Source organism: Pseudomonas sp. B21-021 (assembly GCF_024749205.1).
Taxonomy (GTDB): domain Bacteria; phylum Pseudomonadota; class Gammaproteobacteria; order Pseudomonadales; family Pseudomonadaceae; genus Aquipseudomonas; species Aquipseudomonas paraglycinae.
Genome location: NZ_CP087192.1, coordinates 2,041,422 through 2,055,099, shown reverse-complemented (window position 1 = coordinate 2,055,099; position 13,678 = coordinate 2,041,422). Strand labels below are relative to the sequence as shown.

General features: G+C 54.5%; 11 protein-coding genes. 6 read left to right on the top strand and 5 right to left on the bottom strand.

Annotation, left to right across the window (positions count from 1 at the left end; genetic code table 11):
• Positions 1-9 precede the first annotated feature (9 nt).
• Both LOY31_RS09250 and LOY31_RS09245 read right to left on the bottom strand, forming a co-directional pair.
• Positions 10-507: a hypothetical protein gene (locus tag LOY31_RS09250; RefSeq protein ID WP_258713134.1), complete on the bottom strand. Its 498-nt coding sequence runs from the start codon at positions 505-507 to the stop codon at positions 10-12.
• A gap of 88 nt (positions 508-595) precedes the next feature.
• Positions 596-877, bottom strand: coding sequence for a hypothetical protein (locus tag LOY31_RS09245; protein ID WP_082054449.1), 282 nt, complete (start codon positions 875-877; stop codon positions 596-598).
• Positions 878-1,228: 351 nt separating this feature from the next.
• Between LOY31_RS09245 and LOY31_RS09240 the strand changes: the two genes are divergently transcribed.
• A complete protein-coding gene (locus LOY31_RS09240) occupies positions 1,229-1,759 on the top strand; it encodes a helix-turn-helix domain-containing protein (protein WP_231621435.1) in 531 nt (176 codons plus the stop codon).
• A 377-nt stretch (positions 1,760-2,136) separates the two neighbouring features.
• On the opposite strand, the gene LOY31_RS09235 is transcribed toward LOY31_RS09240, so the two are convergent.
• Positions 2,137-4,761 (bottom strand): UvrD-helicase domain-containing protein, encoded by a 2,625-nt coding sequence (locus LOY31_RS09235; RefSeq protein ID WP_156149814.1) that lies wholly within the window; start codon positions 4,759-4,761, stop codon positions 2,137-2,139.
• Between the two features lie 730 nt (positions 4,762-5,491).
• Between LOY31_RS09235 and LOY31_RS09230 the strand changes: the two genes are divergently transcribed.
• The 3 genes from LOY31_RS09230 to LOY31_RS09220 are packed head-to-tail and all read left to right on the top strand — an operon-like array spanning position 5,492 to position 9,290.
• Positions 5,492-5,923: a pyrophosphatase gene (locus LOY31_RS09230; RefSeq protein WP_025260487.1), complete on the top strand. Its 432-nt coding sequence runs from the start codon at positions 5,492-5,494 to the stop codon at positions 5,921-5,923.
• 23 nt (positions 5,924-5,946) lie between these two features.
• Entirely contained in the window at positions 5,947-7,092 is a 1,146-nt protein-coding gene (locus LOY31_RS09225; RefSeq protein ID WP_025260488.1) for a hypothetical protein, read from the top strand.
• Positions 7,092-9,290: a hypothetical protein gene (locus tag LOY31_RS09220; protein ID WP_258713133.1), complete on the top strand. Its 2,199-nt coding sequence runs from the start codon at positions 7,092-7,094 to the stop codon at positions 9,288-9,290. Before LOY31_RS09225 ends, LOY31_RS09220 begins: the two co-directional genes overlap by 1 nt.
• Positions 9,291-9,505: 215 nt before the next feature.
• Here the strand turns inward: LOY31_RS09220 and LOY31_RS29450 are convergent, their stop codons facing one another.
• A complete protein-coding gene (locus tag LOY31_RS29450) occupies positions 9,506-9,571 on the bottom strand; it encodes a hypothetical protein (RefSeq protein ID WP_408980473.1) in 66 nt (21 codons plus the stop codon).
• 153 nt (positions 9,572-9,724) lie between these two features.
• Between LOY31_RS29450 and LOY31_RS09215 the strand changes: the two genes are divergently transcribed.
• Complete coding sequence (locus LOY31_RS09215) at positions 9,725-10,381, top strand: hypothetical protein (RefSeq protein ID WP_042571947.1); 657 nt, start codon at positions 9,725-9,727, stop codon at positions 10,379-10,381.
• Positions 10,378-11,580: an XRE family transcriptional regulator gene (locus LOY31_RS09210; RefSeq protein WP_258713132.1), complete on the top strand. Its 1,203-nt coding sequence runs from the start codon at positions 10,378-10,380 to the stop codon at positions 11,578-11,580. Before LOY31_RS09215 ends, LOY31_RS09210 begins: the two co-directional genes overlap by 4 nt.
• A 364-nt stretch (positions 11,581-11,944) precedes the next feature.
• Here the strand turns inward: LOY31_RS09210 and LOY31_RS09205 are convergent, their stop codons facing one another.
• Entirely contained in the window at positions 11,945-13,639 is a 1,695-nt protein-coding gene (locus tag LOY31_RS09205; RefSeq protein WP_042571949.1) for a hypothetical protein, read from the bottom strand.
• Between the last annotated feature and the right edge of the window lie 39 nt (positions 13,640-13,678).

The window sequence follows — 13,678 nt, the reverse complement described above, 5'->3', positions numbered from 1 at the left end:
TCGCGGTGATTAACGAACTATGATTCCGTGCTGCGCAAAATCGTTGAGGAGTGTCTTGCGACTCAGCATTGCAGGTAGCTTGAAGATGTTCCTGTATCCATACCAGAGGCCCATAGGAATGATCACTAACCCAAGGCCGAATGTGGCCGTAGCAGCAATAATGGCCGCAGGGATTGAGCCGAGCGAGAACACAACGCCTTTCAATATTGTCGATCTAGCGATCAATCGGATGTCATCCAGATCGTATTCAACTTTTCCGTTTTTGTTTTCAAAAGCCAGCACCACAATTGTCTTTTTCGACAGTCTCTTGAAATACCAGGTTCGTGGAGTTTCGGTCGCCATTGCACCATGAATTTTCAGGTATTTCGGAACAACCGCCTGTTTGAAATAGAATGTTTCTCCATTTACATCTTCAAGTCTCACTCGACTGTAAAGAGCATCAAGATCGCCTTGCGCTTGAACGTCATAATTTTTGATCGTCACTGTTATTTTTTCGAGGTCAGCCATTGTTCGTCCTTAAAGCATTAGTTTTCGGAAGGCGCGGCTATCTGAATACCCATCAAACGCTTCCTGCTGGCGTCGGGGCCTTTAGGCTTCAACAATCGTGCTCGCTTGTGATCACGTAATGATCTCCTCCGACACTGCGAACCAGCTTGAAGCCGTCCTTCTCGGCGATGCACCGCACGGGAGGTGTCGCGATTGTCATACCGTTTTTCGACACTCCCGATTGGTCGTTGTAGACAAGCGCGACATAGCGCTCCCCCACTCTCGCGGCGCCGAAAAGGAATGCGTCGACACCGACCGACCAGTCGACGTGCTGAGCCCGAACGACCTCTGGAGGCAAGCCTTGTAAGGCGCCCTGGTGATCCTCAGCCATCCGTCGGTCTCGCGCACAATCAAAATTGAACATCTGCTTGGTACTCGACAATTGGTAAAATTAACGAGGAGCGATTACGCCGCCCCATCTTCCGGTAGGCTCCCAGTACTCGGGGCGATTTAGTCAATAATTGGAGGAATTGAGTGAGCCTCCAACCGTAGTCACGCTGCGTACGCAAAACCATACCCAAGGCTGTGCATGCTGAGTCAGCCGTGTCGTATCACGCCGCTGATTGGTGCGCCGGCCAGTGCAAGCAAAATCACCGACAGCCAGTAGTACAGTTTTATACATCATATGACGTGTAACTGTACACGACAACATGGCTACATCCTCTCTTTTGAGGACATCATCTTGTTGAAGCCAGCACTGGCAGCGGTCGTTCGAGCAGTTCGAGGGAATCTAGGCTTCACTCAGGAAAACCTTGCCCATGCAGCATCGCGCACATACCTGAGCAAAATCGAGAACGCCGAAAGCAGCCCCACTATTGATAAATTTGTAGAACTTGCCGAGGCTCTTGGCATGAGCCCTTTGGCTTTCATGGCACTAATTCTCTCGACTCATAACAAGACGCCCTCCTCTACTTTGCTCGCAAAAGCCGCCGAGGAATTGGACGCTCTCCAAGAACGCGTCAGTGATGCTGACATCGCCGCGCATCTTGCTGGATTTGATCTAGTGAAGCGGCCTGCCGCTCGACCAGTGAATCTGATCAAGCTGAAAAAAGTGCTGGAGTGCAAAGAGATTGGCTTGAGCAAGGCAGAGACCGCCAGGCGGCTCGGGATGAGTCGATCAACCGTGGGCTTTCTTTGGGAACGGTCGGTGCCAGCTGAAGACCTCCCAACCAGAGTCTCAACACGCCAATCAAAACTCAAAGGACGTCCCTGAAACATGGCTAGACAACGTACCTTGCTCCCTCCGGGAAGAGAAAACTTTGCTCAAGACCCTTTTGCACATAGCGCGCTCGGTGCGATGAAATGGGAGACCGCGAGTTTATACGCCGGCTACCCTATCGATCCGTCCGTTACGCCGTTGAGCGAACAGTTGAAGAACCCAGTGCTCTGGATGACTCAAGCGCATGCTATGTCTGAGGCGGCGTGGTGCTTCTAAAGGGGCAAAGCTTTGCAGAGATGCCGTTGTGCGTCCGCGCGGTCTGTGAGAGTCAATATTGCGCAATTGCCATGATGCTTATTGGCTACAGCCTCGAAGTCAGTCTCAAGGCAATGATCATCGTCGAGAAAGGGATTGAGGGTTACACCTATTAATCACGATGAGCGCTCTTTCGCTGCCTTTCGCTTAATTCCATCTGAACGAGATACTGGGCTGTGACCTACGACCTTCCAGAACGGCTCCTCGGCAACGATATGACGACTCGCTTTCTCCGACGCAGGCACCTTTTCATCCCAAGTGATTTTCCAATAGCAATAAGTCACAGCGCGAGTGATAGCAACGTATGACGTCCGCAGCGCCTCGTGCTGCTGGGCAGTATCGTAACCGCAGGGATCGCCAGGGCTGCACATGCCCGCCTGGGCGTAGAACTCATTCTTTGAGGGTGACGAATTGGTAACCTCACAATCGCCGAGCAAAAAGACTGCATCCGCCTGAAGGCCCTTGGATGAGTGGTAGGTCAACAGCTTGATCCTTTTCTTCTGCTTTTCGTCACGCGCTCGCTGAAGAATATGTGCCAAGGCTTTTTCTGCTTCCTTTTCGGTGGCGCGCTTACGGAAAAGCACCAAGATGGTATGACCTGCGTCGTAATGATGCTCAACCATCTCAACCAGGTGCTTTTCATCGAACTCACCCACCGCGACGGGCACTTGATTACCGATCACCGCTTTGTTGACCGCCAAGCCGTGTTTGTTCTCAAAGCCTGGCGTTTTCTTGACGATCGACTCGGCAGCGTCCACCACCATTTGATGCGAACGATGGTTTTCTTGCATGAACACTTCAGTGTGGGCGGGAGATTTGAATTCCTTGTCGAACTCCATCAGGAAACGCGGAGAGCTGCCTCGCCACCCATATATGCTTTGCCAGTCGTCACCGACGGCCATCAGCGATGCATGCGCCGGCGCACCGAATGTATTGACGCTCAAACCACGCCGCTCAATCTCGCTGAAAGTCGCCCTGACCCAACTGATGGTGTTTGCACCCACGTCTTGAAACTCGTCGATAAGTAGCGTCGACATGGGGCGCAGAACGCTGTCCGGTACTGCCCGGAAATTCTTGTAGCCTCGCTCGCTGAACATCGCGAACATGCTATTGAACGTCATGATGGGCGGACTCATTTCCAGCAGCCGCTGATTAAATGCAGCCCAATAAATCCCCAAGGCATGGAAGAATGGTGCATCAGGATCCTCGGGATACAAGCTCATCTTTTTGACCGCGCTGACCGCGTCCAGGCCAAGGTTCTCAATGAAGGAAGCGGTGGAGTAGAAGGCCTCCATGATGTGGGAAGAGCTAATTTCCCCTCGAACCTTGTACCAAAATGCCGGACAAGCGATCGCGCGACCACAGAGTGCGTCGACCGATTGTGATGCCTGCTCGTAGCTTTTCAGGGAGATAACTCGGCGGCTACAGAAAGCCTGGAAAATCGTCCGTTTGTCCCGAACATGCTTGCGCAAATACGATCCGTAGGGGATATCCAATTTGAGCTCGTCCGGCTCTGAATCATCCACCCCTAGGATCACATAGGTTTTGTACTCGGGGATGTACCCGTTGACCTGGAAGTCTTTGCCAAGTAACCGGATTTTCTTGTTCGTCGGCACAATGCCGTCGATGGGCCAATGCCCGGCAGCGCTCCAGAGGCCTTCAAGCGTCGAACACAAAGCTCCATCATTCTTCGCCATGGCCCAAGCCCAATCTTTGCGGTCTTGGACATCTGGATGTTCCTTGTCCAGCTCGTCCAGGAGCAGCGAGCGCTGATACAGCTGCCCGATCAACCCACGGAAGGTTGCATCTCCTTCGTAGAGATCTTGGTAGAGGGCCTTCATCAGGTCGAGCTGGATTTCGCCCAGCTTCATGTTCAGCGCTGACCCGTCCTTCTCCCTTTCGCTGAGATCCTTGTCCAAGAACTCGAACGCTTTTACCTCGCCCAAGCCCTCAATGCTCTTAGCGAATGAGAGGATGCGCGAATGGAACGTGCGGACGATTTCTAGCGACTTCTTCTCGCTGACTTCATACCCCCACAGGTCAAACACTTCACGCACCTTCTTCGCGAAATCCAGCTTGGATTCCTTCGTGAATGTGACGACCGTGAGACTCGCCAAGTCAATCTTCAAATAGTGGTAGAGAACGATCAGCCTCAGCACCATCGTTGTCGATTTACCAGACCCTGCCCCCGCAACGACCGCAGTGGTTGGGGTCGTCGACAGAATCATCTTCCACTGGTCATCTGACGGAGGTTGGCCAGGCAGATAATGCGCAACGTCCCGGCGGATCTGGGCTTCCATCTCCGGCGTAATGGCAAACCTCCAATCCTTGAACAGGGCAGGTTCTTTAGTGGCTGGTGCACCGGGCTCTTCACCAAGCCCTGGGCGCAGCTCGACGATCAGCTTACCTTCTTCGAGGCCTACGCTATGGCCTTCAGCAAAGCCCTCTTTCAAGCCCTCTGTCTTGCCCTGCAGATGTCCCTCAGTTCTGCCTTGTGCCTGTCCGAGCTGCAGCCCATGTTCTCGACCCGATTCGAATCCCTCCGCTACACCGATCTGATGTCCAGCTTTCCAGGCGGAGCGTTGTTCAAAACGCACGGCGTCCAAGAGGAAGTTGGTGATACCACTGACCAATCGGCCTTTCGCAGGCATCGCATGGCTATCAGGTGGCGGGGTTTTACGCTCTGCCGAGGCGCGAGGCTGGAGCGACGGAGAATTGGAGTCGTTCTTTGGTGAATCCACTAGCTAAGGGCTCCCTGCATACTGGAGAGTGCCAGGCATCAAGGCACGTCTTCATGGCGAAAAGCCTGAGATTATCACTATATTAATGGCTCAAAGCCTCTAGTCCGCAGATATGCCGCGATTTAGCCTTCGTGAACTGCTCGGCACGCGATGCAATCAGCCGCTTCGACGGTCAGTGCCGGATGAGTGGCTGATGGCCCACGGCGGCGAAGAGAAAAGGTGTGTTGCCCGCAGTTGATCATCGTGCCGATCTGAACCCTTAGCAGATCCGTCCCCGAGATGTCACCACTGCTGATTCCGGGATAAGCTGCAGATCACAGGGATCACGAATATCAACGCAATCGGGAGGTATGCCGCTTGCAGGAATATGCAGCGAACAGCGTCGAAGAGTTAAACCGGCTCATTGAGGGTTTTGGTGAGAATGTTTTGTTTCGTGGCCAGACCTCCCATTACGGAGAGATTGGAGCCCCCTCCGTCGTCACGTCCTTCGATAGGCGAGCTGAGGGATGATCAGCTTGGCAGAGATTTTGGACTCTAGCCGTACCTCTACGCCTCTGTGCGGGGCGGCAGGGTCACCCCCCTGCCGGCAGCTAGTTATATAACGCATCCATGGGTTTTGCCGGCCTCGATGGAGCCTGTCACGATCATGGCCGGGCATGGCTGCGGATTGCTTTGCCCTGAAAAAGAAGCGTAGTGTCGGCTGCAAATGCCTCAGCAACGGAGATGATCAATGAGCAAAAGTTTTCGCGACCGCATCCAGACAATGAATGAGATGTACAAGCTGCCCATCCACGAGACCCCACACCTGTTCACGGATGCGGAGGATCGCCTCCTGAAATTCAAGCGGACACTGCTCGATGAGGTCGCGGAAATCGATGACATTGCCGAGCAAATTCGTCGCGGAGACGATGCCATCGATGTTCAGGTCGCGATTGCAGACCTTCTCGGCGACGTCATCGTGTACTGCCGCTCCGAGGCCATGAAGTACGGCATCCCTCTTGAAGCCGTCCTGGAGCTGATCATGGACAGCAACGAGAGCAAACTAGGAGCCGATGGCAAGCCTATCTACGATGAGAACGGGAAGTTTCTAAAGGGCCCCAATTACTGGAAGCCCGAGCCGCAAATTAAACAACTACTCGCAAGCCTCCCGGCCCAAAAGTAACCCCACGACTCTGAGGTGATCGCTTGGCAACTGTTAACCACGTGGGGAAGTGCCGGAGCCTGGTTGAGATTGAGGAAATCATTTCCCAGATTGAGTCCTCCGATAGCGAGACGATATTTCGCTTCCCTATAGACACCCTCGGTGCTCGACACAGCCCGATGCATGATGCATCCCGACTGCAGATGGTCGTTACACTCGCGCGCCAGCAGCTTGAAAATGGTTACTTGGATTTTCATCCGAACGCACAAGAAATAGATGCGCAGCAGGCCGTTTGTGATTACTCACCAGGGATTGCGGGTGTCCGGCTGTCCAGGGGAATACGGATTGGTAGCAGGGAAATTGATCGCCGAGATGTCCTGACCTTTGCGACTAAAAGAATGCAAGCGATGGATGCCCAAGACTTGGACGAGCTGGTCAAGGGGCGATGCGTCGATCTCATGTGCGTTGGTGGCTCCAAAATCCAGTACCTGAAGCCGCTGTTCTCTTCGCGAGGCAAGGCCAAAGAGAAAGACGACATGGCCCCGGTTATGCGCAAGCTGGTTGACCGCACCATGCAACAGAGCAGGTATGCGCTGTCTGAACCGTTGATCGATGCACTGGCATTGTTCTCAGCGGAGCTCATCCAAAATACTCAAGACCATGCAGTAAAAGACCACACCGGCAAACCGTATCTCTCCCATGTCGAAGGCCTGATGATGGGATGGACACGGTTTTACGACTCGCTCCACTCCGAAGACTTCTCAGGACACCCCATGCTTGAGAGCTACTGGAGTGGAGAAGCCGGTCGGACTGACACCGGCATGAAGAGCCTCAGGGCATTTGAGGTCAGTTTTTTTGACTCGGGGCCTGGTTTGGTCAGCCGCTATACCGGGCAGCTCGTACAGGACATGTCTCTCGAAGAGGAACGATTGGCACTCATCCAGTGCCTACGGCACAAATCGACTTCAAAGTCCCAATCAGCAGCAGGAGAGGGGCTGCCGTCCGTGTTACGGCAGCTGAGACAAATAGGCGGACTGATGAGAATCCGCACGGGAAGACTTTCGATGTTCAACGCATTTGAGCCTTGCGAAAATCGTGACCTCTTCGACTTCCAACACTGGACTAAAAACAGCCTCTCACCCGTACAAGGTGCGGTTATCTCTATCCTCGTACCGCTGAGGGCTCATTGATGCAACGGTTCTACTCCTGGCGGCACCTAAAACACTGCCCGTTGCATGGCACCATTGAGGCCCTTGTGCTCTGCTACAAGCGCTGCCACCTCACCGAAGGTAATGTGTATGCGGATGTAGAGACCGCCTTGAAAAGTGATGCCAATCTTCCAGACTGTGTATACATCGTGGGCTCAATGGAGCAATACAAGGTTTTCAAAACAGCCTGGGATCCGACCAATACGCATCTGCAAGCCATGCTCAAGCGCGGGATGAAAGCAGGCTTCGATTTCGTAAAGCAGTACACCTTTGTGGAGTGGAATGGAGCTAAGTTCCAACACCACGCCCTTAGCCAGCAAACTGGCCCTTACAGCGTGGATCTGAAGCTCCTTCTGAGCTGTGGCGTACACAGCCTCATCGAAAAAAATAATGCCATCCACCAAGCACCCTCTGGGCACGTGTTCAAGCATCCTTCCCAGCGACGGAACAAGGTATTCATCCAGGCAAGAGAAATCGCCTCTGGTGAAGCAGAACTGCACGTCGTCGCTTACCTGATCGCTCTATGCCACGGACAGGCGCTGCAAGGCAGCAGCAAGGTGTACATCGATACAATGGGCATCTATGCCTACGTCAAGTGCGCCCTAGCCCTGTGCCGCTCCGACGCGGAGATCATCAGCTTCCACTCCTATGACGAGCTGGAGAAAATCAACCCGCCACCTGACCCCTATTTCTGCATTATCTCCGCTACCACCTCCGGAAGCATGGCAGGGAAGATGGCGAGTACCGTGTGGGATCCACATCGAATGAGCACAATCGTCGACATAACATCCAATGGACGAGCTGGCGAGGTGATGGTCGCGCTCGACAGCATGGGCGTTGCTTTCCCCGATCTGAAAGTTAGCGACGGCACTCTAATCGAGATCATCGGCGAGAACTTCTCATCTAAAGCCAAACCTCCAAGACCGGTCATTATCGGGCGGCCCCATGCCCCGAACTCCCTGCCTGAGTTCCATGAATACTTTGGTTTCTCGATATACCCCTTTAACACCCCGATCGCGGCAAAGACAAAGCTGCTGCAGCTTGATGTCGCTAAGGTGCTGGAGCACGAAGAGTTTCGGAAGTGGCTGAACGCAGAAATTGATTGGTCGTTCCCTCTGACCGTCAGCCACGTTATCCATGCCGACGATCAGGCTTCCGAGGCTCTGGCGGCAATCGTCGTGGATCGCCTGCGCACTCGTCTGGCGGACGGTTCATCGATCACCGTGATTCCTTACCATCAGCTAGAAGAAAACAACTGCAAGGACGCGACTGGTGTCGTGATCGTTTCCACCGTCGCAAGGGATGGTGGAGTGCTCCGAGAGATCAGTCGCGACCTGCGCTCGTACATCAAAGCGGACATACCAAGGCACTTCCTCTCGCCAATCGGCATTCCGCAGACGAACGAGTCCTGGAGTCAGTTGCGGATGTTCCTAGTACGTAACTCGACGCCCAGAGAGTACGGTTTTGCCAACTGGATTAAGCTACCTCTCGGGGAAGACTCCAATGACAACTCGTGGCATCGTTTGATCACGACCTATGAGCAAAATTCGGAACTAAGCGTCGATGAATTGGGGCTTGGACACCTGTCAAACACCTCCAACATCCTGCCCGCCCTTGGGTTGGCAGGAAAGGCAGCCTCTACGGCGTTTAACGGCTTTTTGCTTTCACCACGTGGCAATCCGCTGCGCCTATCGGAAGGCTTCCTTTTTTTTGGAGACAAAACCGATATCGCTGGCCGCTATGCCGAAGTCGAACCTAGCATGGTGCACCTCACCATGTCTGCGGTGCTCCAAAATGCTCGCGAGCACAAAGACCACGAACGACGCCTATGCCCCAACGGTTATGAGTCGGTCGTACTGGCTCCGGAGTGCTTCCTGAGGTTCAACGAAGCGATTTTGCAAGCATGCATGCTCAGGGCATGCCACCCCGCAGAGCTGGACTACTCATCCAGCCCCGAGCTCAGCAAGGTGATGAAAGAGCTGCTGGTGAAGGTGTTTTCCCGTTGGGATAAGGACTTCGGTGACGCAGCCCTGGAGTTTGCCGCAGCCATTGCCGTCGGCTCCCTTCGGCTTGCGAAAACGGACATGGTTGGGCTCCTGGACGACGCATTGGAACAGCATGCTGACAAAGAGTCCGAATTGCTCGGGCTGCTTGTACTGGCTAAGCAAGCAAGTCACTAGGATGAAGCACTGAGCGTTTGATTTGCTGGCCAGGACGGATTCCAGGGGGCCAACATTGGCTCAGAGTGCGAGATGGCAAAGTCGGTGGGCTCAATCCACGGTTCACTGACTTTGCTAGGTTACGGATCTGCGAACCAGGCGGAGACATTCGTTGGGATAGGCAGCAATAGCTGCCTGGTCTATTAGGGCTGCTTCCCCCTAACGCGGCCAGTGAATCAACCGAGCCACGACTCAACAGTTTCCCCACCATACTGCTCTTTCCAAGCCTTCAATGATTCCACAGAGCACGACACCTGAAGCCGCGAGCACTATGGTGAAGGTCGTGCGCTAAGGAGGTAGAGAAGGCCTCAACAATCTAGAAACCTACAAAACCCACGTTTACACGAAATTTTTCATGGGTATAATCTCGCTATCCGAAACCCGAGAACCTCTACATGACCAAAACCCGCCAGCCCACCATTCCCGAGTTATTGATCCATCACGTCCCTCGAAACATCGTCATGGGTGCTGAGGATGCCTTTGAGGCAGGTGCGCTTCGTGCCTACTTGGATACGAAGGACATGGACAGTAATCATCGGAAGAATGCGTTGGGACAGATGAGGGCTTTCCGCATGAACGAGGCTTTCGAGGAGATGCTACGTGCCGCCGACGCTGTCCATACGCCTCTCAAAGGCAACGGAGTCGTACTGGGCCATGCCGGTATCTTCAAGTACGGTCGGGTGAATATGTCTTCCACTCTGTGGAACAACGTCAAACGAAGCGCTACCCGCCGCCAGCTGACGGAGGCGAACCAGGCCATGACTCAGCTGGTGCAACCATCGCTGTTTGCTCCGGAACCTATCACCTCCGGTACGTTCTTTTTCGTTGCGTGCTTCACTGGATCGCTCACCAATCAGCCGGAACGCCCAGTGGAAATCCACATCGCGGTACCGGATGCACAGATGAAGGGTTGGCTTTTCCGAGAGCCTTTGAGTAAGTTTCTCGCCCGCTACCACGAAGCACCTCAGCAAGTCGACTTGGCGATGCCGAAGCTCAAAACAGGTGTGCTCGAAACGGGCCTACTCGAAACAGGACAAGATACAGAATCATGAGTCGTGGAATCACAGGGTTTGAGCCGGGGCGGCTAGTACAAGCGCTCGCGGCTCGCGGCCTTTCTCAAGTCGCGCTGGCAAGCATGGTCGGGGTATCCCCTGCCACGATTAGTAAGTGGAAAAGCGGGCAGCAGTCTCCCGAGGCCGAGGCACTGGCCAACCTCTCTCAGGTCATCAACGTGGCCCCGGAGTGGTTCACCCGCCCGCTACCTGAGAAGTGCTCTCTCCCCCTGTTCCGAAGCAATGCATCGGCGCATGCCAGCGCCCGTACGATGCTTGAAGCACGTCTCGAATGGGCTCAAGACATCGCGTTAGCTTTGGGTGAGTTCGTAGACTTCCCTGATGTGAATCTGCCAAAGCGCGCGTTCACGGATCCAGAGCAAATCACCAGTTCCGATATCGAGGACGCCGCTGATGAATGCCGCGAACTTTGGGGACTCGGTCGACGCGCGATACCTGACCTGGCCATGGCGGTGGAAGGCGCTGGCGTGATTTTGGTACGCGAAGAAACAGGCGTCGCGACCATTGAGGGATTGTCTGCGTGGAGTCAGGTGTTGAATCGTCCGCTCGTGCTGCTTTCTGCCGATAAGCAAAACGGCTTCCGCAGCCGTTTCGACTTGGCTCACGAGCTCGGCCACTTGATTCTACACAAAGGAATCGAGCGGTCGACTGACCCCGTTCGCCACAAAATGATGGAAGACCAGGCCCACCGGTTCGCAGGCGCCTTCCTGCTCCCAGCAGAGACGTTCGCCGCTGAAGTCCGGAGCCCGGTCACTCTGGACAGCCTCCTTCTGCTCAAGCAACGCTGGGGCGTTTCTGTGGCTGCAATGGTCATGCGCCTTTGGGCATTGAAGGTGATCGATGATGATGCAAAGGGCCTGCTGTTTAAGCGTCGCTCAGCTCGCTGGGGAGTAAAAGCAGAACCGGGCGATGAAGAACGTACGCCTGAGCAACCTCGCCTTCTCAAACGTACCATTGAGCTGCTGGCCTCTTCGGGCGTCTTGCCTGTGAATGGTGTTGCCGCTTACATCGGCCTGGCAGCAACGGATATCGAGATGCTGACGGGCTTGCCCATCCGCTACCTCAGTGGAAATGCTCAAGTGGTGCACTTGGCCAAGCTCAAGAGCAGCAGCCCCGTGACTGTTGCCCATAAAATGCCAGATTTAGGGGTAGTGGTTCCGTTCAATCGCGGCAAATGATCCTGACGGGGGCCAATTGTTGGCCTCCTTTGACCAACTCTCTCAGGTGCTGATGTGGCCTGCACCGCCGAAACTATCGCCGATGCGCCACCAGGGCGCATCTCGTTGATTCCCCACCATGCCGACTAACCTTGGCTACCTATGCGACGTAGCCATCCCGTGGCCCCCGGCCACTTCCACAAAAGTCCAAACCGCATTACCTACGTTGATCAGATATGGGGGGCATACGTGGGACGCAAGTGGCTCACACACCGACGACTGAATTGGGATGGTCAACATGCAGATCTACCGACCCAGAACACGCATATGGCTCAGGAAACCTGACTAGCTCCGTAGAGCCCTAAGCTAGAAGGCTAGACAAGAATCACAGCGCACCCAATGCCACTCGGATGGTGTCCAACGCTCGCTCACACTCGCCGGCTAACGAAACGAAGTGATTTCGTAGGGATCCGTGATTTGCCCGGGCTTCCGACTCCGCTGCACGCTTTTTCTGCACAGTTGCATGCCCCCTGACCTCTGTTCTCAAAGCATGAAGCCTCTGTAAGGGAACCACAATTGCCTTGGCTTGCGTCTCGGAATTCCCCACTCCGCACAGTATTTCCTGGATCACCCGCAGCGATGCCCAGCTAGAGGGAGCTGGTTTACCAACGCCGTCAGCTATCACACGCAATGGTTTAAGTAGGAAACCCTCCACGAGATACTGGTCTAGCGCGAGGATTTCGTCTGCCCACTCCTTGGTTGAATCCGTGGCTGGGATATGAACCGCTGCTTCAAGCTCCTGCCCTCTGGGACTCCACCATGCTGGGGCCGATCTATCCAGTTCCCGGATCGCATTTTTCAACGCGCCGACCGGCTCGTAATCAAGATCCCAAGAGCCCCTGATGTCCGCTTGGTGAGCGCGCTTCGATATAGCTCCTTTGGGCCATTCGTTGAATGACTGCCAGTAGAGCTGAACGGTGAATGGTAGCTTGGCCAAGTCGCCGATGTAGGCATGCACCTGACCCTCCTCGTTCTGGTCGTAAGACCTGAGGTACCAAGAGCCCCGGCAACTGATATGCCTGTCCTCAAGGGAGTACTTATCAGGGTCGGCTTTGTACAAATGGAGCACCTCTGCTCTGAAGAACGCGGGCGAAAGCTCCCACGGGAGCTCGCTATCCTCGAAATAATTCGACAGGCACTCCGGGGCGCATGAGGTCTCTACATTCCGACCGTTTTTTCGATCGTAGATTTTGAAGTCTGCATACCGGCGCGAAGCGCGGTCGTCCTCCATTTCCCACTGCTTGATCAGGCTTGCCACCGTGATACTAGGCCGGAGCACCATTACGCCGTTGCAGAAGCTACCGACACGGCAGAGCCCGTGATGGTAATAGAGGTCTCGGCTGTCCGAGTGCAGCGTTTTCACACCGTTCCAGCCTGAAAAATTCTCGGTATCGAGCCTGGTGAAATCGAACCGCATCACCAAGCTCTGCTTCGTCACTGCCATGTACTTTTCGAGTTCAGCCCGCAGGATCGTCACCAAATCCAGACGGAAATTATCTTTACCCTGGGGCTGCTGAATGATGCGGATCACGTCTTCAATGTCACCGTGCTCATCAAGCCTGCAGTAGCTGTTGCGCTCCGCTACAAAGTACAAATCCAGGCTATGAACCAACTTCTGGCTGAGTTCGATTGCGGCCCTGTCCCGGTCGACCCCGTTAAACTCGCGGCGAAAGATCAGCTTCTCCCCTTGAAACTCGTCCGACCAAGATCCCAGCGGAGGCTCTAGGCGGATTGCACGACCGTCACTGCTGATCTCCCGGCAAATACTCCATGTGTCCTGCCCTTCCGGAAATGAAGCATTTTGGAGCTCTTTGACCCTAGCCTGCGTAAGCTTACGGGTGGGTGCTAGCACGCCGTGAACGATAGCCTGCGACCCACTCAGATAAAGCACGACCTCATCCTGAGCAGTCAGCTGCCCTAGTATCCTCATCGCGTCTTCGGCCCGAGTCACCCACCCGGGATCAGAAGCACCAGGATTGTGAGATATGGCTCCGAAGTCTTCGGCTTTCAACGCGGGCATCTATGGGCATCCTTGTTTATGAGCCTTCCCCTGGGACAT